The 18,275-nt window shown below is 60.0% G+C and carries 18 protein-coding genes; 7 read left to right on the top strand and 11 right to left on the bottom strand.

Going from position 1 to position 18,275, the window contains the following annotated elements; genetic code table 11:
- Positions 1-75 precede the first annotated feature (75 nt).
- A complete protein-coding gene (locus tag ACXR0M_RS21610) occupies positions 76-660 on the top strand; it encodes a hypothetical protein (protein ID WP_458833774.1) in 585 nt (194 codons plus the stop codon).
- A gap of 66 nt (positions 661-726) precedes the next feature.
- The gene (locus ACXR0M_RS21615) at positions 727-2,040 is read left to right on the top strand and encodes a PQQ-dependent sugar dehydrogenase (RefSeq protein WP_458833775.1); all 1,314 of its coding nucleotides are present in this window, start codon (positions 727-729) and stop codon (positions 2,038-2,040) included.
- 159 nt (positions 2,041-2,199) lie between these two features.
- Here ACXR0M_RS21615 and ACXR0M_RS21620 read toward each other — a convergent pair whose 3' ends face one another.
- The 5 genes from ACXR0M_RS21620 to ACXR0M_RS21640 form a co-directional block, all read right to left on the bottom strand.
- Positions 2,200-2,736: a C40 family peptidase gene (locus ACXR0M_RS21620; RefSeq protein ID WP_458833776.1), complete on the bottom strand. Its 537-nt coding sequence runs from the start codon at positions 2,734-2,736 to the stop codon at positions 2,200-2,202.
- A 216-nt stretch (positions 2,737-2,952) separates the two neighbouring features.
- The gene (locus tag ACXR0M_RS21625) at positions 2,953-3,570 is read right to left on the bottom strand and encodes a C40 family peptidase (RefSeq protein WP_458833777.1); all 618 of its coding nucleotides are present in this window, start codon (positions 3,568-3,570) and stop codon (positions 2,953-2,955) included.
- 227 nt (positions 3,571-3,797) lie between these two features.
- Complete coding sequence (gene hda / locus ACXR0M_RS21630) at positions 3,798-4,502, bottom strand: DnaA regulatory inactivator Hda (RefSeq protein ID WP_025111852.1); 705 nt, start codon at positions 4,500-4,502, stop codon at positions 3,798-3,800.
- A gap of 220 nt (positions 4,503-4,722) precedes the next feature.
- Positions 4,723-5,796: an AI-2E family transporter gene (locus tag ACXR0M_RS21635; RefSeq protein WP_458833778.1), complete on the bottom strand. Its 1,074-nt coding sequence runs from the start codon at positions 5,794-5,796 to the stop codon at positions 4,723-4,725.
- A 34-nt stretch (positions 5,797-5,830) separates the two neighbouring features.
- Positions 5,831-6,883: a DUF2066 domain-containing protein gene (locus ACXR0M_RS21640; RefSeq protein WP_458833779.1), complete on the bottom strand. Its 1,053-nt coding sequence runs from the start codon at positions 6,881-6,883 to the stop codon at positions 5,831-5,833.
- Positions 6,884-7,257: 374 nt separating this feature from the next.
- On the opposite strand from ACXR0M_RS21640, the gene purM reads away from it, so the two are divergent.
- Genes purM through ACXR0M_RS21655 form a run of 3 tightly spaced genes read left to right on the top strand, consistent with a single transcriptional unit; the run spans position 7,258 to position 9,688 of the window.
- Positions 7,258-8,316, top strand: coding sequence for a phosphoribosylformylglycinamidine cyclo-ligase (gene purM, locus ACXR0M_RS21645; RefSeq protein ID WP_249484191.1), 1,059 nt, complete (start codon positions 7,258-7,260; stop codon positions 8,314-8,316).
- On the top strand, positions 8,316-8,966 hold the full coding sequence (purN, locus tag ACXR0M_RS21650) for a phosphoribosylglycinamide formyltransferase (RefSeq protein WP_458833780.1): 651 nt from the start codon (positions 8,316-8,318) through the stop codon (positions 8,964-8,966). The genes purM and purN overlap by 1 nt, the downstream gene beginning before the upstream one ends.
- 8 nt (positions 8,967-8,974) lie before the next feature.
- Positions 8,975-9,688, top strand: a complete 714-nt coding sequence (locus ACXR0M_RS21655; RefSeq protein WP_458833781.1) for a DUF3108 domain-containing protein — start codon at positions 8,975-8,977, stop codon at positions 9,686-9,688.
- 154 nt (positions 9,689-9,842) lie between these two features.
- Here ACXR0M_RS21655 and ACXR0M_RS21660 read toward each other — a convergent pair whose 3' ends face one another.
- Positions 9,843-11,468 (bottom strand): methyl-accepting chemotaxis protein, encoded by a 1,626-nt coding sequence (locus tag ACXR0M_RS21660; RefSeq protein WP_458833782.1) that lies wholly within the window; start codon positions 11,466-11,468, stop codon positions 9,843-9,845.
- Positions 11,469-11,596: 128 nt separating this feature from the next.
- On the bottom strand, positions 11,597-12,652 hold the full coding sequence (locus tag ACXR0M_RS21665; RefSeq protein ID WP_458833783.1) for an amidohydrolase family protein: 1,056 nt from the start codon (positions 12,650-12,652) through the stop codon (positions 11,597-11,599).
- 128 nt (positions 12,653-12,780) lie between these two features.
- Here ACXR0M_RS21665 and ACXR0M_RS21670 point away from each other — a divergent pair, with 128 nt between their 5' ends.
- Together ACXR0M_RS21670 and ACXR0M_RS21675 are read left to right on the top strand one after the other, a co-directional pair.
- Positions 12,781-13,197: an OsmC family protein gene (locus tag ACXR0M_RS21670; protein WP_458833784.1), complete on the top strand. Its 417-nt coding sequence runs from the start codon at positions 12,781-12,783 to the stop codon at positions 13,195-13,197.
- Between the two features lie 61 nt (positions 13,198-13,258).
- The gene (locus ACXR0M_RS21675; RefSeq protein ID WP_458833785.1) at positions 13,259-14,125 is read left to right on the top strand and encodes a pirin family protein; all 867 of its coding nucleotides are present in this window, start codon (positions 13,259-13,261) and stop codon (positions 14,123-14,125) included.
- Between the two features lie 382 nt (positions 14,126-14,507).
- On the opposite strand, the gene ACXR0M_RS21680 is transcribed toward ACXR0M_RS21675, so the two are convergent.
- From ACXR0M_RS21680 to ACXR0M_RS21695, 4 genes are all read right to left on the bottom strand, one after another.
- Positions 14,508-15,236, bottom strand: coding sequence for a dienelactone hydrolase family protein (locus tag ACXR0M_RS21680; RefSeq protein WP_458833786.1), 729 nt, complete (start codon positions 15,234-15,236; stop codon positions 14,508-14,510).
- Positions 15,237-15,304: 68 nt separating this feature from the next.
- Positions 15,305-17,209: a molecular chaperone HtpG gene (htpG, locus tag ACXR0M_RS21685; RefSeq protein WP_458833787.1), complete on the bottom strand. Its 1,905-nt coding sequence runs from the start codon at positions 17,207-17,209 to the stop codon at positions 15,305-15,307.
- Between the two features lie 60 nt (positions 17,210-17,269).
- On the bottom strand, positions 17,270-17,743 hold the full coding sequence (locus tag ACXR0M_RS21690; RefSeq protein ID WP_458833788.1) for a PaaI family thioesterase: 474 nt from the start codon (positions 17,741-17,743) through the stop codon (positions 17,270-17,272).
- Complete coding sequence (locus tag ACXR0M_RS21695; protein ID WP_458833789.1) at positions 17,740-18,216, bottom strand: PaaI family thioesterase; 477 nt, start codon at positions 18,214-18,216, stop codon at positions 17,740-17,742. Before ACXR0M_RS21695 ends, ACXR0M_RS21690 begins: the two co-directional genes overlap by 4 nt.
- Positions 18,217-18,275 lie beyond the last annotated feature (59 nt).

Below are 18,275 nucleotides of genomic sequence, written 5' to 3' on the forward strand. Positions count from 1 at the left end.
CCATGCTGAGACAAGTGATATCAAAGAGCCATGCTTTTGACTGAAAAAGCACTCACAACAATAAGGATGATGACGATGCAAGGCATGATCATCAGCAACCCGCGCCTGGAATTCATGCGCCCGATGCTTGAACGCTGGTTTGACTGTATCGATCGCTACAACGCGGTGCGCGGCGACAACGAGCCCCCTTACTGGCATGACGAGAAAGCCAATCTCGGATTGCTCTCCGCTGCCGCCTGGATGGCTGAGCTGGTCACGCTGAGCGACACGGCCACGCGCAAGCAGAACGAGGACGGCGAACGCAATGCCCGCGCCGATCTGTTTATCGCCGGAGCCGAAGACCGCGCCTACCTGCAGGCGACCCAGCGCTGGCCGCGAGTCAACAACCTGAATCTGACCCAGGCACTGCAGGACATCACCAGCGAGGCGAAACGCATCAGTTTCGCCAGCGACATCAGGCTCGGCTGCCTGTTCGTCGCCCCGCAAAGGGCCCAGCACAGCGCCAGCCCGGAAGAGTTGCAGGACATGGTCGACGACCTGCAGAAGGAACACACCTGCGCCGTCGCCTGGTATTTCCCCTACGCCTACCGCAAATTGCGCAGCGAAGCGGGCAACTATCACCCCGGGATCGCCGTGCTGTTCAAAGAGGCCCGCGGCTGAGCGGTTGAACCATCGGGTGCGCAGGCTCCTCTATGATTAGGAATGCATTCATAGGGAAGATCAGTAATGCGCAAAACCCGACTCGCTCTCGTCATCGCCCTCGCCGGAGGGCTCACCGCCTGCGGTGAATCCTCCAGCCTGCAAGTCTCCGACGGTACCGGCCCGGCCCCGAAACTGCCCGAGCCGAACAAGACCCTGATCCCGACCGTTAACATCGCCCCGGCGGTTGGCTGGCCGGCCGGCGGCAAACCGACCGCAGCAGCCGGCACGCAAGTGGCCGCGTTTGCCGAAGACCTCGATCACCCGCGCTGGCTCTACGTGTTGCCCAACGGTGACGTGCTGGTGGCAGAAACCAACGCACCGCCCAAGCCCGACGACAGCAGCGGCGTGCGTGGCTGGGTAATGAAGAAAGTCATGGGCAAGGCCGGCGCCGGCGTACCGAGCCCGAATCGCATTACCCTGCTGCGCGATGCCGATCACGATGGCGTGGCCGAGACGCGCACGGTGTTCCTGCAGAACCTCAACTCGCCATTCGGCATGACCTTGGTCGGCAACGATCTGTATGTCGCCGATACCGATCGACTGCTGCGCTTTCATTACGAACCGGGTGCGACCGAGATCAAGACCCAGCCGATCAAAGTCACCGACTTGCCGGGTGGCACACTGAATCACCATTGGACCAAGAACGTCATCGCCAGCAAGGACGGCAGCAAGCTGTACGTCACCGTCGGTTCAAACAGCAACGTCGGCGAAAACGGTCTGGACAAAGAAGAAGGTCGCGCGGCGATCTGGGAAGTGGACCGGGCGACCGGCAATCACCGGATCTTCGCCTCGGGCATCCGCAACCCCAACGGTCTGGCGTGGGAGCCGACCACGGGCGCGCTGTGGACGGCGGTCAATGAGCGTGACGAGATCGGCAGCGACCTGGTGCCGGACTACATCACGTCGGTCAAGGACGGCGGCTTCTATGGCTGGCCCTTCAGCTATTACGGCCAGCACGTCGATGTGCGGGTGAAACCGCAAAACCTCGACCTGGTGGCCAAGGCCATCGCACCGGATTATGCCGTCGGCCCGCATACTGCCTCGCTGGGCCTGACCTTCGCCGAGGGCAACAGCTTGCCGGCGCAATTCAAGGAAGGCGCGTTCATTGGCCAGCACGGCTCATGGAACCGCAAACCGCACAGTGGCTACAAAGTGATTTTCGTGCCGTTCGCCGCAGGCAAGCCGAACGGCACTCCGGTGGATGTGCTGACCGGCTTCCTCGACAAGGATGAAAACGCCATGGGCCGCCCGGTGGGCGTGGTGATCGATCAGCAAGGCGGTTTGCTGGTGGCGGATGATGTGGGGAACAAGGTGTGGCGGGTGTCGTCCGCCAAGTAATTCCGCGTCCAACACATAACAAATGTGGGAGCGACGGTGCGACGATTCGACTTGCTCGCGAAAGCGTCAGCTCATTCAACACCGTAGTTGAATGGCATACCGCATTCGCGAGCAAGTCGAATCGTCGCACCGTCGCTCCCACACTTAAATCTTCAGCGATTACGGGTTACGCGCCAGATGCTCCGGTTGCAACACCCGCTTGGCACTCAGATACGCCTTCTGCCAGTAAGCCTTCGACAGGCTGTCCAGCTTCACCGTGCCGCCGGTGGCCGGCGCATGCACGAAACGCCCTTCGCCGACGTAGATCCCGGCATGACTGACCTGCGAGCCGCCATTGGTGGCGAAGAAGATCAGGTCGCCAGTCTGCAGCCCTTCCTTGCCCACATTGGGCGCCTGCATCACGATCATCTCGCGCGTCGAGCGTGGCAGGCTGATACCCGCCGCATCACGGTAAACGAAACCGATCAGGCCGCTGCAATCGAATCCGGAGTCTGGCGTGTTGCCACCCCAGCGATAAGGCGTGCCCACCAGACCGAGCGCGCGAAACAGCACGTCTTCAGCCGCTGGCGAGAATGCCTGGGAAGGTCCGAACACGACCGGCGCGCGCACCACGGGCGCAGGCGGCGGTGTCCGGCTGGCGCAGGCGCTGAGCAGCGCTGCGCAGAAGATCAAAACAAGGCGGGCCGACATCGTCATAAGCAGAACACCTGATCTGGCTGCGGCTTTCTCTGCCAAATGGACAGAAACAAAACCGCCTGCGGAGCACGCAGGCGGTTTGCCATCAATATAGATACAGGATTCTAGCGGCTATACGACAAACTTCAAGTAAGACTTTAACTTCACCTTGTAAAGTCTAGGTCTACTCCGTTGCCGAGCCGTATTTGTCGCCACGGACGTGGCGACAACGGGGAATTACTTGCGAGCGGTGACCACGGTCGGGGCCAGCGCGAGAGCGCGTTTGGCTTCGATAAAGGTCTTGCTCCAGTAGCTGTCACCCAGGCTGTCGATGCGAACACCGCCACTGCGACGACTGCTGGAGTGAATGAACTGGTTGTCACCCAAGTAGATCCCGGCGTGACTGACACGGCCGCGACGACCATTGGTAGCGAAGAACAACAGATCGCCCGGCTCAAGATTGCTGCGCGCCACCAGCGGGGCATCCACGTTGATCATTTCGCGGGTCGAGCGCGGCAGGTTCATGCCGGCCTCTTCGCGGAACAGGTAACCGATGAAACCACTGCAGTCGAAACCGGCTTCAGAGGTACCACCGAAACGGTAACGGGTACCGATCAGCGACATGCCGCGTTCGAGAATGCTGTCGGCCAGCACCGGAAGCTCATAAGGCTTCTTGCCGTTGAAATCGGCGAGTTCTTTTTCGGTGGCCAGCTCTTCCTGGTAAATAACGGAAGACTGGGCAGTGGCGGAATTTTTGACCTGTTGAGGCTGCTCTTGAACTGGAGAATGAGCAGCGCAACCGAACAACAGGGTGACGAGTGCGAGAGGCACGAGGGGTGCGAAGCGATTTAGCATGGGCACGACCGTGGCTGATAGTTGTAAAGAAGCCGAGACTATGCCCGCTATCGGCCTCATTTGCAAATTCAATCGAACCTTTTGTGACTTCCCGGTTTCTTGTTTACATCTAAGCGCTTAAGCCCATTTGTATCGAAACGCGGTCTGCACCCAGTGCAGAAAAGCGGGTTTTCTGGCGCCTGAAATATGCCGAATGCGCCTGAAAGCCACGTACCTCAAGGGCTGCGCTACCAGCCGAGGGTCTCTTTCAGAAACGGAATTGTCAGCTTGCGCTGGGCCTGCAAGGAGGCCTGATCCAGCTGTTCGAGCAGGTCGAACAATGCGCTCATGCTGCGGGTGCCACGGGTCAGAATAAAGTGCCCGACCTCATCGGTCAGGTGCAGACCACGACGCGATGCGCGCAATTGCAGCGCACGCAATTTGTCTTCATCGGAAAGCGGACGCATCTGGAAGATCAGCGCCAGGGTCAGGCGCGATTTAAGGTCGGCCAGTTTGACCGGCAGCTCGCGTGGCGAGGTAGAAGCAGCAATCAGCAAACGCCGACCGCTGTCACGCAGACGGTTGAACAGATGAAACATCGCCTCTTCCCAGTCCGGCTTGCCGGCAATCACCTGCAAGTCGTCGAGACAGACCAGTTCGTACTGTTCAAGGTTATCGAGAATCTCGATGCCGCGATCCATCAACTCGGCGAGCGGCAGGTACACCGCCGGCTCCCCCATCTGCTCGAACCGCAGGCATGCTGCCTGCAACAGATGCGTACGCCCTACCCCATGCTTGCCCCACAGATAAATCAGGCTTTCGGTCCAGCCGGCGTCGGCTTCGCATAGGCGCTCGACATAGCCGAGTGCAGCGGCATTGGCGCCTGGGTAGTAGTTGATGAAGGTGGCGTCATCACGCAGACGCACACCTAGGGGCAGCTGAATCGGTTTCATGCTGACTGAACAGTTCCCAAGGAACCGTTAGTGGCCTCTGTGTAAAGTTTGCGAAGTTTATACCCGTGAAGCTGAGCGCACAATGCGACAGACCCCAAGCAAAATCAAAGGTTTGCGTTAACACACTGGTTTTATGACAGTTTCTCTGACGCGGCATCGAGCAGAAGCGCCGCAAAACACGGGCCAACCCGGCGTACGACCGGACTGGCCCGACCAGACGCTACAGCTCGGGCTCATCCGCCCCGCTGTAGATCTCGGAGTCTTTATACAAATCGTGTACGTGACGCACCAACACCATGATCACCGCCGCCACCGGCAACGCCAGCAGCACGCCGGTGAAACCGAACAGCTCGCCACCGGCCAGAATCGCAAAGATCACCGCCACCGGGTGCAGGCCGATCCGGTCGCCGACCAGCAATGGCGTCAGCACCATGCCTTCCAGAGCCTGACCGACCATGAACACCGCGACGATGCCGATCATCGGGTACAGGTCGCCACCAAACTGGAACAACCCGGCAATCAACGCCGCGCCAATGCCGATCACGAACCCCATGTACGGCACGATCGCCGCCAGCCCCGCGATCAGACCGATCAACAGCCCCAGCTCCAGACCGACAATCATCAGGCCCGCCGCGTAGATCACGCCCAGCGCCAGCATCACCAGCAATTGTCCGCGCACGAACGCACCGAGCACCTCATGGCATTCACCGGCCAGCGAGACAATGGTCTGTTCCCGATCACGCGGCAGCAGGCTGCGGATCTTCGCCATCATCACGTCCCAGTCGCGCAGCAGGTAAAAGCTCACAACGGGAATCAGCACCAGATTCGCCAGCCAGCCGATCAGCGCCAGACTGGAAGCCGTGGCCTGACTCAGCACCACACCGACGATATCCGTGGTCTGGCCCATGTGCTCGCTGATTGCAGCCTTGACCTTGTCGAACTTCCAGAAGCCATCCGACAGCCCCAGTTTCGATTGCGCCCACGGCAGCGCCGTGTGTTGCAGCCAGTCGAGCATTTGCGGCGCCAGTTCATACAAGCGCAGCAACTGCTTGGCGAGCATCGGCACCAGCACCAGCATCAATGTCGTGACGATCAACGTGAACAGCGCAAACACGGTGATCACGCCCCAGGTACGCGACAGACCCAGGCGCTCCAGGCGATCCACCAGCGGATCGAACAGATACGCCAGCAGCAACGCCACCAGAAACGGCGTGAGGATCGGATGCAGCAACCAGACAAACGCGCAAAGCAGGACTACCCCACCGAGCCAGAACCAACGCCGCGTATCGGCCATGTACCACTCCTGTTGCTTCTATATAAGGAAAGACTTACCAGCGAAACCGCAACGACGGGGCCGCAGGGCTCGGGATCGGGGCTGCAACCGGCGCAGCGCCAGCCACTGCCGGTTGTGCTGCCGGCGCCGGTGCTTCCGCCGGCAACTCCTGCAACTTCGCCAGCGACAACTGCGCACGCAATTGATCGGCACTGCCGTTGACCCGATACACGATGCGATCGCCATCGACACTCTGCAGACGCACACCAAACGGTTCGAGTAACCGCAGCAGCGCGGCGTAATGCTCAAAATTCATGCCCTGGACTTCCAGGGTCTGCTGCCCCGACACCCCAGGCTTGGCAACAAAGCGTGGCGCCAGACGCTCGGCCACCGCCAGCATCACCGCATCAGCCACCGCGGCCTGATCGGCGCCCTGCACGCTGCCGGCTTCTTTCTGATCGCCCAGCCACAGGTGCCATTTGGCCTGCCATTGCCCACCCTCTTCGTGGGCATGCACCGCCAGTAAGGCGTCCGCGCCGTAACGCTCCGACGCACCGCGCAATGGCGTGGGGTCAGTGCCGTCCAGCACCGGTGCGGTGGCCACCAGTTGCTCACTCAGGTCCGCCAGCGGCAGACGCAGCGGCAAACCGCGATGCTGGGCCGCGCTGCGCAGCGGTGCTGCAGCGGCCTGACCGTCGCCGACCAGACTCGATCCTTCAGCCGAATCGTTCAGCCACCAGCTCAGAATCGACGGCCGACTCGCGCCCCACAACGCCAGCCCGGCGCGACGCAGCGCCTGCTCGGTGGTAGCCGGGTCGAAATCGACTTTCAGCACTTCCGGTGGCCCGGCATCGAAACCGAACTGGCTGATGATCTGTTGCGGATCCTTGCGAATCGCCGCCAGTCCCGGATTCTGCGGGGCCTTCGGGTCACCGGTCAGACGCAGCACCAGCGTGTCCAGCGCAGCCTGGGTGGCGCGATCACGCTCTTCCGGTGCCTGGCTACTGACCGGCTGACGCACTTGATAAAGACCTTTGAGATTTTCGGCATGGCTCGCCAGGCTGACCAGGGACAAACAACCCACAACCAACAATTTACAAAAACGCATGGAAGATTCCTGTCGACAGGAGCGGCTGGAACAGGCCGCGTGAACCGGTTAAGCAAGGCTGTGACAATCTGCCATCGCAAAACATTCACACGCTGGCGCTAAGTTTTTGCACAGTGATAACGATAGACGGTTAATCGCCACACCTTATACAGGCAGCTACCCGGCACAATTGCAAAAAATTTCAGTCGATTATGCCTCTGCCCGTCGGCGCGAGGATGGCCGCTGCCCCTCAAGCCTGATAAAATCGCGCGCCTTCGCAGACCGGCAACAGCCGGGCACCCCGAAATCCGCGTGAGGCGATCGCCCCACCGCTTTTGGCGTTCCCGCTGAACTCGGTCGTTACCCCTGAATCCCCTCCCCTAAAGGCCTGGATCATGAGCAAGCAACCCTCCCTGAGCTACAAGGACGCCGGTGTAGACATCGACGCCGGTGAAGCATTGGTCGAACGCATCAAGAGCGTCGCCAAGCGCACTGCGCGCCCTGAAGTCATGGGCGGCCTGGGCGGTTTTGGTGCCCTCTGCGAAATCCCGGCCGGCTACAAACAGCCTGTGCTGGTCTCCGGCACCGACGGCGTTGGCACCAAGCTGCGTCTGGCGCTGAACCTGAACAAGCACGACAGCATCGGCCAGGATCTGGTCGCCATGTGCGTCAACGATCTGGTGGTGTGCGGCGCCGAGCCGCTGTTCTTCCTCGACTACTACGCCACCGGCAAGCTGAACGTTGACGTGGCCGCCACCGTGGTTACCGGCATCGGCGCCGGCTGCGAACTCGCTGGCTGCTCGCTGGTCGGCGGCGAAACCGCGGAAATGCCTGGCATGTACGAAGGCGAAGACTACGACCTGGCCGGCTTCTGCGTCGGCGTGGTGGAAAAGGCCGAAATCATCGACGGCTCGAAAGTCGCCACCGGTGACGCGCTGATCGCCCTGCCATCGTCCGGCCCGCACTCCAACGGCTACTCGCTGATCCGCAAGATCATCGAAGTGTCCGGCGCCGACATCGAAACCGTTCAGCTCGACGGCAAGCCGCTGACCGAGCTGCTGATGGCTCCGACCCGCATCTACGTCAAGCCGCTGCTCAAGCTGATCAAAGACACCGGCGCGGTCAAAGCCATGGCCCACATCACCGGTGGCGGCCTGCTCGACAACATCCCGCGCGTGCTGCCAAAAGGCGCTCAGGCGGTGGTTGACGTGGCCAGCTGGACTCGCCCGGCGGTCTTCGACTGGCTGCAAGAGCAAGGCAATGTCGACGAAACCGAGATGCACCGCGTGCTGAACTGCGGCGTGGGCATGGTGATCTGCGTGGCTCAGGAGCACGTTGAAGTCGCCCTGAACACCCTGCGCGACGCCGGCGAGCAGCCTTGGGTCATCGGTCAGATCGCTGCCGCTGCCGAAGGCGCTGCCCAGGTTGATCTGCAGAACCTTAAGGCTCATTAATGTCCGCAACCTGTGATGTCGTGGTGCTGTTGTCCGGCACCGGCAGTAACTTGCAGGCTCTGATCGACAGCACGCGGACCGGCGACAGCCCGGTCCGCATCGCTGCGGTGATTTCCAACCGCGCCGACGCCTACGGCCTGCAACGCGCCAGCGACGCGGGTATCGCCACCCGCGCGCTGGATCACAAGGCCTTCGAAGGTCGCGAGGCCTTCGATGCCGCCCTGATCGAACTGATCGACGAATTCAATCCGAAACTGGTGGTGCTGGCCGGCTTCATGCGCATTCTCAGCGCTGATTTCGTGCGGCACTACCAGAGTCGACTGCTCAATATCCATCCGTCGCTGCTGCCCAAATACAAAGGGTTACACACTCATCAGCGCGCGCTGGAGGCTGGCGACGCCGAGCACGGCTGCTCCGTGCACTTCGTCACCGAGGAACTCGATGGTGGACCACTGGTCGTACAGGCAGTAATACCGGTAGAGTTGCACGACACGCCGCACAGTCTGGCGCAGCGAGTTCATGCTCAGGAACACCTGATCTATCCGATGGCTGTACGCTGGTTTGCCGAAGGCCGACTGGCACTCGGTGAACAAGGTGCTTTACTGGACGGCCAGTTACTCGCGGCCAGTGGCCACTTGATTCGACACTAGGAGATTTTATGCGTCGCGCCCTGCTCTTCGCTTGCGCCTTGCTCGCCCTGCCCTTCGCGCAGGCGGCAGACCTTCAACCGTTCTCCGCCAGCTACACCGCCGACTGGAAACAGCTGCCCATGAGCGGCACCGCCGAACGCAGCCTGACCAAGGAAGCCAACGGCGTGTGGAAACTCAGCTTCAAGGCATCGATGATGATCGCCAGCCTGACTGAGGAAAGTACCCTGACCCTGGACAAGGACACCCTGCTGCCACAGTCCTACCACTTCGAACGCGGTGGTCTGGGCAAAGCGAAAAAGGCTGATCTGGACTTCGACTGGAACAGCAAGATGGTCACCGGCACCGACCGTGGCGACGCGGTGAAGATCCCGCTGAACCGTGGCATGGTCGACAAATCGACTTATCAGCTGGCGCTGCAGCATGACGTGGCTTCCGGCAAGAAGACCATGAGCTACCAGGTGGTCGATGACGGTGAAGTCGATACCTATGACTTCCGCGTCCTGGGTTCGGAAAAGGTCGAAACCAAGGCTGGCCAGATCGACGCGATCAAGGTCGAGCGCGTGCGCGACCCGACACAAAGCAAGCGCATCACCGTGCTGTGGTTCGCCAAGGATTGGGATTACCTGCTGGTCCGCCTGCAGCAGGTTGAAACCGACGGCAAGGAGTACAACATCATGCTCCAGGAAGGCACCGTCAACGGCAAAACCGTTAAAGGCAGCTGATCCACCGCACCACGAAAAGCCCTGCAAATGCAGGGCTTTTTTGTACCTGTTATTTCCCCCTGTAGGAGCTGCGGCACGCTGCGATCTTTTGATCTTGTTTTTAAAAAATCAAAGTCAAAAGATCGCAGCGTGCCGCAGCTCCTAAGGAACGTGTTCAGACCGAGAATCTGGCGACCATGCTGTTCAGATCCACCGCCAGCCGCGACAGCTCCTGGCTCGCCGCACTGGTCTGATTGGCCCCCGCCGATGTCTGCATCGCCAGATCGCGGATGTTCATCAGGTTGCGGTCCACCTCTCGCGCCACCGCTGCCTGTTCCTCCGAGGCGCTGGCGATCACCAGATTGCGCTCGTTGATCACCGTGAATGCCGAGGCGATTTCCTCCAGTGCCTCGCCCGCTGCCTTCGCCAACTCCAGCGTCGAAATGGCGCGGACACTGCTCTGCTGCATCGAACTCACCGCCGAATCGGTGCCCTGCTGAATCCCGCCGATCATCTGCTCGATTTCCTGTGTCGATTGCTGGGTCCGATGCGCCAGCGCGCGCACCTCATCGGCCACCACCGCAAAACCACGCCCGGCGTCACCCGCCCGCGCCGCTTCAATCGCCGCATTAAGCGCCAGCAGATTGGTCTGCTCGGCAATCGAGCGAATCACGTCCAGCACCTTGCTGATGCCATGGACCTTCTGCGCCAGATCCTCGACCTGCGTGGCGTTGGAGGTGACATCTTCAGCCAGGGATTCAATTGAGGTCACCGTCTGCCTGACCTGCTCGCGCCCACGCTGGGCAATCCGGTCGGACTCGCGCGACGCCTCGGACGTCGCCACCGCATTGCTCGCCACCTCTTCCACCGCGGCAGTCATCTGATTCACCGCCGTAGCGGCCTGCTCGATCTCCAGGCTCTGCTGATGCAACCCACGCGTGGCATCTTCAGTGACGCAGCTCAACTCTTCCGAGGCTGACGCGAGTTGGCTGGACGACTCGGAAATCTGTCGGATAGTCTCGCGCAGGTTGTGCTGCATGCTTTTCAGCGCGCGCAGCAGCCGCGCTGGTTCGTCTTTGCCGGAAATACTGATATTCCCGGTCAGATCGCCACCGGCTACCACCTCTGCCACACCCAGTGATTGCGCCAGCGGCAGGACGATGCTGCGGGTCAACAGCAGCGCCAGACTGATAGTGATCAGCGCCGTTATGCCGATCATCACCCCGACCCACACCCGCGAATTGATGAACACCGAGCGCGCCGCTTCGGTGGCAAGGTTGGCGTTGTGTTTGTTCATCTCGACCAGGTCGCGCAAAGTCGCGGCGATCTCATCGGCAAGCGGGCTCATCTGGTTATTGAGAATCGCCGAAGCCTCCTCGACCCGATTCTGCGCCGACAGCGTCATGACCTGTGCCTGCAGCTCCAGGTACTGGTGTTCGGCGACCTTGAAGCGATCGAACAGATTGCGCTCCTCCGGCAACGCAATCAGCACGTCATAGCGTTGCTGGGCTTCGCTCAAGACACCACGCAGCTCGTCAAGTTTGGCGACATTCTGCTGCAGCGCCTGCGGATCGCGATTGAGCAGCAGGCGCATGGTCAACGCGCGCAAACGCAGCATGTCCTGACTCATCTCGCCGACCGCCATCACGCTGGGCAGCCAGTTTTTATCAATCTCATCGGATTGCGCGCGCATGTTCGACATTTGCAGCAGAGCGAACGCCCCGAGCGCGAAAACCATCAGTGCCAACACCCCAAACCCGATGCCCGCGCGCGGTGCGATATTCAGACTACGGATACTCATTGCTCTGGTTCCTTCCAAATGCGCTGCATCACCTGCAGCTGGCTGTTCTAGAAGGTATCGGCCCGGGGCAGATTTGCGTAAGACCAAAAGGTGATATCAAAGCGCCTTACTACTTCGAACCCTTCACATTAACGATTCAGCGAAGTTTTCTCGGACTTTGCCGCTGTTCGCGGCAAAATCGACAGGAAATTGTCCCGAGCGACCTTGCGCGCCACGTTTTCTGGCAAGGCATCAAGGAATGGCGTGAAGCTGTGCATTTCTTCACCGAGTTTGTTGAAACGCCCGACAACGTCGGAGCCGATCATGAAGCGCTCCGGATATTTCTCCACCAAGGCCAGCCATTCGGGGCGCGGCTTGCCCTGCTCGTCCAGCAGATACGGGGTGAGCATGCTCCACGACAGATCGATGAACAGATTCGAATAGGCCTCCAGTAGTCGGCTGACGGTGGGCAGGAGAAATTTCAGCTGCGTCTGATGCCGATGAATCTCCGCACTGGTACCGGCATGCGCCCAGATGAATCGGGTGTGCGGGTGATTACGCAGCGACTCTTCGACTTCCTTCAGGTACAGCGGATTTTTCTCACGCTTGGAGGTGATGTTGGAATGCAGCATCACCGGCAGGTCGTGCTCCGCCGCGAGGTGATAGATGCGGGTCATTGCCTCGTTGTTGGCCCGTGGCGTATCGCCGGCGGTCAGCGCCGTCAGGTCATCATGCCGGGTAAACACTTCGCCGATGCCTTGCCACAGCCCCGGATACAGCTCGAGCAAGCGCTGGATGTGCGCGGCGGAATTCTTGTCGTTGGGGTTGAATCCCGAGAGAAACGGGTGGAAGTGATGACGCTGTTCCGCGGTGAGTTTCTGCACGGCATCAGCGACGATCATGTCGGTGGCGCTGTACCAGTAGGCATCGGCGTCATCGCCGGCGTAATAGCGCGGGCGCTTGGGTTCGTCCTCATGCCATTTCTTCGCCACGGGGATGCCGGAAATCATCACATGCTTGATGGAATTGTCCTTCATCGCCGTGAGCAGTTTCGCCATGCCAGCGGTTTCCTGGAAAAAATCCACGTAATGCAGGTGCGCATCGCTGTAGGTGTATTCCCGGGCACTGGCGGTCGCGGTGAATGCCAGCAGGCAGGCAAGACTCATACGAAACAAGGACACAAGTAATCTCCGGCAGGTAGGCATAGCCTAGACCTTGAGCCGCCACTGAGGGTTCATCCTGCAGGAAAGTGGAACGCGTGCTTGTGGGAATGCTCTATAACTGCAAGGTCTTTTTTGATCGCACGACTTTTCCTACTGCCAGTGAGGTTGCCATGACTGTTACCGTCAACACCGTCTCCGCCGAAGGCTATCGTCACACCGTACAGATCGATGACCACGAATTGTTTGCCGACGTGCCGAAGTCTGCCGGCGGCGAAGGCACCGCCCCGGAACCGCACGATTATTTCGATGCGGCCCTCGGCGCCTGCAAGGCCCTGACCCTGAAAATGTACGCGAAGAAGAAGGACATCCCGCTGACCGGCGTGGGGGTCGAGGTCAAACGCGACAACAGCGAAGAGCAGAAAGGCAAGTACGCGCTGCACGTCACCCTCACACTCAAAGGCGTGCTGACCGATGCGCAACGTGAAGAGTTGCTGCGCGTGGCTGATCGCTGCCCGATCCACAAGCTGATGACCAGCACCGAAGTCAGCATCGAAACCCACGCCCCGCAAGGCTTCGACAGCCAGTAACACCCCTCTTGCCAGCGGCGGGTTATGCTTCTGGCATCACCCGCTCAGCCTGGAATGCACCATGCACACGCCACCTCTGATCATTCGCCCGCGCGCCGAAAACGTCGAAGGCCAGCCAATTCTGCGCCCGTTGCCGTCAGCCAAATGCCGCAGTGTCGGGCCTTTCGTGTTTTTTGATCACATGCTCGAGACGGTTTATCCGACGGGCAAAGGCATGAACATCCGACAGCATCCGCACATCGGTCTGTCGACCTTGACCTACCTGTTCGAAGGGCAACTCCAGCACAAGGACAGCCTCGGCTCCGATCAAGTGGTCAGCGCCGGTGATGTCAGCTGGATGACCGCGGGCAGCGCCATTGCTCACGTCGAGCGCACGCCCGAGCCATTGTGGGAGCAAAGCTTCACGATGCACGGATTGCAGATCTGGCTGGCCTCGCCCAAGGATCACGAGCAAGGCCCTGGGCATTACAGCCATCACCCGGCCGCAACCCTGCCGGTCAGCGATAACCTTGGCGTGCAGATCCGGATGATTGCCGGGTCAGGCTTCTGCCTGGAATCGCCGGTGCCGGTGCTTTCTCCTACGCTGTACGCCGAAGTGAAGATGCAGACCGCGACCACCCTGCTGATCCCGACCGAGCACGAGGAACGTGCGGTATATGTGCTGAGCGGGGACGCGCAGTTAAATGGCGAAGCACTTGAACCGCATGCGCTGGTGGTGCTGCCGGCCGGGGAAGAGATGAGCCTGTCCGCCGAGAGTGATGTGCACGCGGTGGTGTTTGGCGGCGCGCCACTGGACGGGCCACGGCGTATCAACTGGAATTTTGTCGCGAGCGATCCGGCGGCGATCGATGAGGCACGGCGCAAATGGGCGGCCGGGGACTGGCCGACGGTGCCGGGGGAAGTTGAGCGGATTGAATTGCCGCGTTAAACCTCGACCCTCACCCCAGCCCTCTCCCGGAGGGAGAGGGGGCCGACCGAGTTGTCTTCAATCATCCATCGACCTGAGATATAGCGTCGATTATGGGTCAGCTAAACACAGCAGACGACATCGGATTCACCTAAGCATTTTCAGGTCGGCGGACCTCTGAAATATCCCCCAATCAGTCCCCTCTCCCTGTGGGAGAGGGGGCCGACCGAGTTGTCTTCAGTCATCCATCGACCTGAGATATAGCGTCGATTATGGGTCAGCTAAACACAGCAGACGACATCGGATTCACCTAAGCATTTTCAGGTCGGCGGACCTCTGAAATATCCCCCAATCAGTCCCCTCTCCCTGTGGGAGAGGGTTAGGGTGAGGGGCTTTTCGCTTTTCAGCCCTTGAACACTTCTTCCAGCAAATCATGCATCGACTTGAAGGCGCGCTTGGCGGTCTTCGCGTCGTACATCATCTTGCCCGGAACATTGGCGTGCGGATCGGTGAACGAATGCACCGCGCCGCCGTAGCTCAGCAACTGCCAATCGACATTCGCCGCGTTCATCTCGTCTTCGAACGCCGGCAGCTGTTCTTTCGGCACTAACGGATCCGACGCGCCGTGCAACACCAGCACCGAGCCCTTGATGTTCTTCGCGTCCGCCGGATTCGGTGAATCCAGGGTGCCGTGGAACGACACCGCAGCCTTCACCGGTGCGCCCGTGCGGGCCAGATCCAGTGCACAGCAACCGCCGAAGCAGAAGCCGAACACCGCCAGTTTCGAAGTATCGACCGCCGCTTCGCCCTGTTTCTGCAACTGCTCGAACGCCGCCTGCATGCGCTTGCGCAACAACGCACGATCATTTTTCAGCGGCATCATCGCCGCGCCTGCCTGATCGGCGTTCTGCGGACGCACAGTCTGACCGTACACGTCAGCGATCAACACCACGTAGCCCTTGGCCGCGACCGACTTGGCGATCTCCTCGGCCCCGGCGCTGACGCCCATCCAGTTCGGCGCCATCAACAGGCCCGGGCGTGCGCCCTTGTGCTCGGCGTCGAACGCCAGCCGACCTTCATAAGGCTGGCCATCCAGTTGATAGACCACGGAACGTACAGTGACTTGGCTCATTTCTGACTCCTGACTGTTAAAACACCAGAATGAAAAAACCCGCCGAAGCGGGTTTTTCTACAACGTGATCAAGCTGACAGTTCAACCAGCAGCTTGTTCAGACGGGTCACATAAGCGGCCGGATCCTTCAAGCTTTCGCCAGCCGCCAGCGCGGCCTGATCGAAGAGGATGTGCGACAGGTCGCCAAACCGCCCTTCGTTCTGCTCGCCGTCGAGTTTCTCGATCAGTGGGTGGCTCGGGTTGAATTCGAAGATCGGCTTCGATTCCGGTACCTTCTGCCCGCTGGCTTCGAGGATCTGGCGCATTTGCAGGCCCAGGTCCTGTTCGCCGATTGCCAGAATAGCTGGCGAGTCGGTCAGACGGTGGGAAACGCGAACCTCGGCAACGGCATCGCCCAGCGCGGTTTTCAGGCGCTCGACCAGACCTTCTTTGGACTTGGCGACTTCTTCTGCGGCCTTCTTGTCCTCTTCCGAGTCCAGGCTGCCCAGATCGAGGTCACCGCGTGCGACGTCGACAAATGTCTTGCCGTCGAAGTCGCTGAGGTAGCTCATCAGCCACTCGTCGATACGGTCGGTCAGCAGCAGCACTTCGATGCCTTTCTTGCGGAAGACTTCCAGGTGCGGGCTGTTCTTGACCTGCGCGTAGGTTTCGCCGGTGAGGTAGTAGATCTTGTCCTGACCTTCCTTGGCGCGGGCCAGGTAGTCAGCCAGACCGACGATCTGCTCGCCGTCATCGCCTTGGGTCGATGCAAAACGCAGCAGACCGGCAATTTTTTCCTTGTTGGCGAAATCTTCTGCCGGGCCTTCTTTCATGACCTGACCGAAGTTTTTCCAGAAGCCCTTGTACTGCTCAGGCTCGTTCTTCGCCAGTTTTTCCAGCATGTCCAGCACGCGCTTGGTCAGCGCCGATTTCATCGAGTCGATGATCGGGTCTTTCTGCAGGATTTCCCGCGACACGTTCAGCGACAGGTCGTTGGAGTCGACCACACCCTTGATGAAGCGCAGGTACAGCGGCAGGAACGACTCGGCCTGATCCATCACGAACACGCGCTGCACGTACAGCTTCAGGCCTTTCGGCGCTTCACGCTGGTACAGGTCAAACGGTGCGCGGGCCGGCACGTACAGCAGCGAGCTGTACTCGAGCTTGCCTTCGACCTTGTTGTGGCTCCAGGCCAGCGGGTTTTCGAAGTCGTGGGCGATGTGCTTGTAGAACTCCTGGTATTCCTCGTCCTTCACTTCAGTGCGCGGACGGGTCCACAGGGCACTGGCGCGGTTGACGGTTTCCCATTCAACTTCAGGCTTCTCTTCGCCTTCGGCAGCGGCCACTTCTTTCGGCAGCTCGATCGGCAGCGCGATGTGGTCGGAGTACTTCTTGATGATGTTGCGCAAACGCCAGCCATCGGCGAACTCGTCTTCACCGGATTTCAGGTGCAGGACGATACGCGTGCCGCGCTCTGGCTTGTCGATGGTGGCGACTTCGAACTCGCCCTCGCCTTTCGACGACCAGTGCACGCCTTCGCTGGCAGCAGTACCGGCGCGACGGCTGTACACGTCGACTTTGTCAGCCACGATGAAAGCGGAATAGAAGCCCACACCGAACTGGCCGATCAGGTGCGAATCCTTTTTCTGATCGCCGGACAGATTCTTCATGAAATCGGCAGTGCCGGATTTGGCGATGGTTCCCAGGTGGGTGATCACATCGTCACGGTTCATGCCGATACCGTTATCTTCGAGGGTGACGGTCTTGGCGTCCTTGTCGAAGCTCACACGGATTTTCAGCTCGGCGCCACCTTCAAGCAGCTCAGGCTTGGCCAGCGCTTCGAAGCGCAGCTTGTCGACAGCGTCAGAGGCGTTCGAGATCAATTCGCGAAGGAAAATTTCCTTGTTGGAATACAGCGAATGGATCATGAGGTGCAGCAGCTGCTTTACCTCGGTCTGGAAGCCCAGGGTTTCCTTTTGAGTTTCCACACTCATGGTCATCAAACTCCAATCAGATGGCAGTGGCCGCAACCCAGGAGGTTGGCGGCGGGTTGTTCACTGAGTTGGGGGCAGCGTTGAGGATTTCAAGGGCTCATCAATTTTGAAATGTGCACGGGCGGTGGCGATCGGTTCACCCTCGGTGCTTTGCCAGGCAGTGACCGCGACATTGGCCACGCGCCGACCCTGGCGGCAGACCTGACACTTGGCCCAGGTGTCGCGAAATTGCCCGGCACGCAGGTAATCCAGGGAGAAGTCGATGATTTTCGGCACCCCCGGCGCCTCTGTGAAGATCAGCAAATGCAGGGCGGCCGCCAGTTCCATGAACCCGGCGATGACCCCGCCATGAATCGCCGGCAATAAAGGGTTACCAATGTTGTCCTTGTTGGCCGGCAACCTGAACAGCAACTCGTCACCCACTCGCGAGCACTCGACGCCGATCAGCCCGGCATAGGGAATCATCTGCAGCAGCGGCGCGTAGTCGCCCTGGGCGTGGGCCTGCAGCAACTGTTGCTTCCAGTCATCGCTCATGGCCGCTCTCCTTTGATCTTGCCGCCAAAGCCTTGAGCGCCCTTCAGGCCCTTGCCCATGCGCATGAAAGTGCCGACGACGTGAGCGATCGGCTGCTGCGGGTCGTCCTGATAGGCAAAACCGCGGGCGAAAATCACGTCGGTGGTGACCCGATAACACTGGGCGAAACCGTAAACAGCCTTGTGCGGTTCTGCGGCGTGCATGTAGTCAATGCGCAGATCCAGGGTCGGGCAGACTTCGAATTCCGGCAGCACGCACAACGTGGACATGCCGCAGGCGGTGTCCATCAGTGAGGTAATTGCCCCGCCGTGAATCACTCCGGTTTGCGGATTGCCAACGATTTTCGCGCTGTACGGCAACGTCACTGTCAGCCCTTCGGGGCTGGCGCTGTGCAGCGTCAAACCAAGTACCTGGCAGTGACGCAATGCCGAGAGAAATCGCGTCGCACGCTCAAAAACGGTGTTTTCGGCCATTGGATAATTACTCCCGTTAGAGCCTTTTGCCAGTAGTGAGCCAATCAGCAAAAGTTCCG

The sequence above is a fragment of the Pseudomonas sp. Eth.TT006 genome (assembly GCF_054456575.1).

Coding starts and splice junctions, on each gene's coding strand:
- ACXR0M_RS21610 (WP_458833774.1), top strand. CDS start 76: ATGCAAGGCATGATCATCAGCAACCCGCGCCTGGAATTCATGCGCCCG.
- ACXR0M_RS21615 (WP_458833775.1), top strand. CDS start 727: ATGCGCAAAACCCGACTCGCTCTCGTCATCGCCCTCGCCGGAGGGCTC.
- ACXR0M_RS21620 (WP_458833776.1), bottom strand. CDS start 2,736: ATGACGATGTCGGCCCGCCTTGTTTTGATCTTCTGCGCAGCGCTGCTC.
- ACXR0M_RS21625 (WP_458833777.1), bottom strand. CDS start 3,570: ATGCTAAATCGCTTCGCACCCCTCGTGCCTCTCGCACTCGTCACCCTG.
- hda (WP_025111852.1), bottom strand. CDS start 4,502: ATGAAACCGATTCAGCTGCCCCTAGGTGTGCGTCTGCGTGATGACGCC.
- ACXR0M_RS21635 (WP_458833778.1), bottom strand. CDS start 5,796: ATGGCCGATACGCGGCGTTGGTTCTGGCTCGGTGGGGTAGTCCTGCTT.
- ACXR0M_RS21640 (WP_458833779.1), bottom strand. CDS start 6,883: ATGCGTTTTTGTAAATTGTTGGTTGTGGGTTGTTTGTCCCTGGTCAGC.
- purM (WP_249484191.1), top strand. CDS start 7,258: ATGAGCAAGCAACCCTCCCTGAGCTACAAGGACGCCGGTGTAGACATC.
- purN (WP_458833780.1), top strand. CDS start 8,316: ATGTCCGCAACCTGTGATGTCGTGGTGCTGTTGTCCGGCACCGGCAGT.
- ACXR0M_RS21655 (WP_458833781.1), top strand. CDS start 8,975: ATGCGTCGCGCCCTGCTCTTCGCTTGCGCCTTGCTCGCCCTGCCCTTC.
- ACXR0M_RS21660 (WP_458833782.1), bottom strand. CDS start 11,468: ATGAGTATCCGTAGTCTGAATATCGCACCGCGCGCGGGCATCGGGTTT.
- ACXR0M_RS21665 (WP_458833783.1), bottom strand. CDS start 12,652: ATGCCTACCTGCCGGAGATTACTTGTGTCCTTGTTTCGTATGAGTCTT.
- ACXR0M_RS21670 (WP_458833784.1), top strand. CDS start 12,781: ATGACTGTTACCGTCAACACCGTCTCCGCCGAAGGCTATCGTCACACC.
- ACXR0M_RS21675 (WP_458833785.1), top strand. CDS start 13,259: ATGCACACGCCACCTCTGATCATTCGCCCGCGCGCCGAAAACGTCGAA.
- ACXR0M_RS21680 (WP_458833786.1), bottom strand. CDS start 15,236: ATGAGCCAAGTCACTGTACGTTCCGTGGTCTATCAACTGGATGGCCAG.
- htpG (WP_458833787.1), bottom strand. CDS start 17,209: ATGAGTGTGGAAACTCAAAAGGAAACCCTGGGCTTCCAGACCGAGGTA.
- ACXR0M_RS21690 (WP_458833788.1), bottom strand. CDS start 17,743: ATGAGCGATGACTGGAAGCAACAGTTGCTGCAGGCCCACGCCCAGGGC.
- ACXR0M_RS21695 (WP_458833789.1), bottom strand. CDS start 18,216: ATGGCCGAAAACACCGTTTTTGAGCGTGCGACGCGATTTCTCTCGGCA.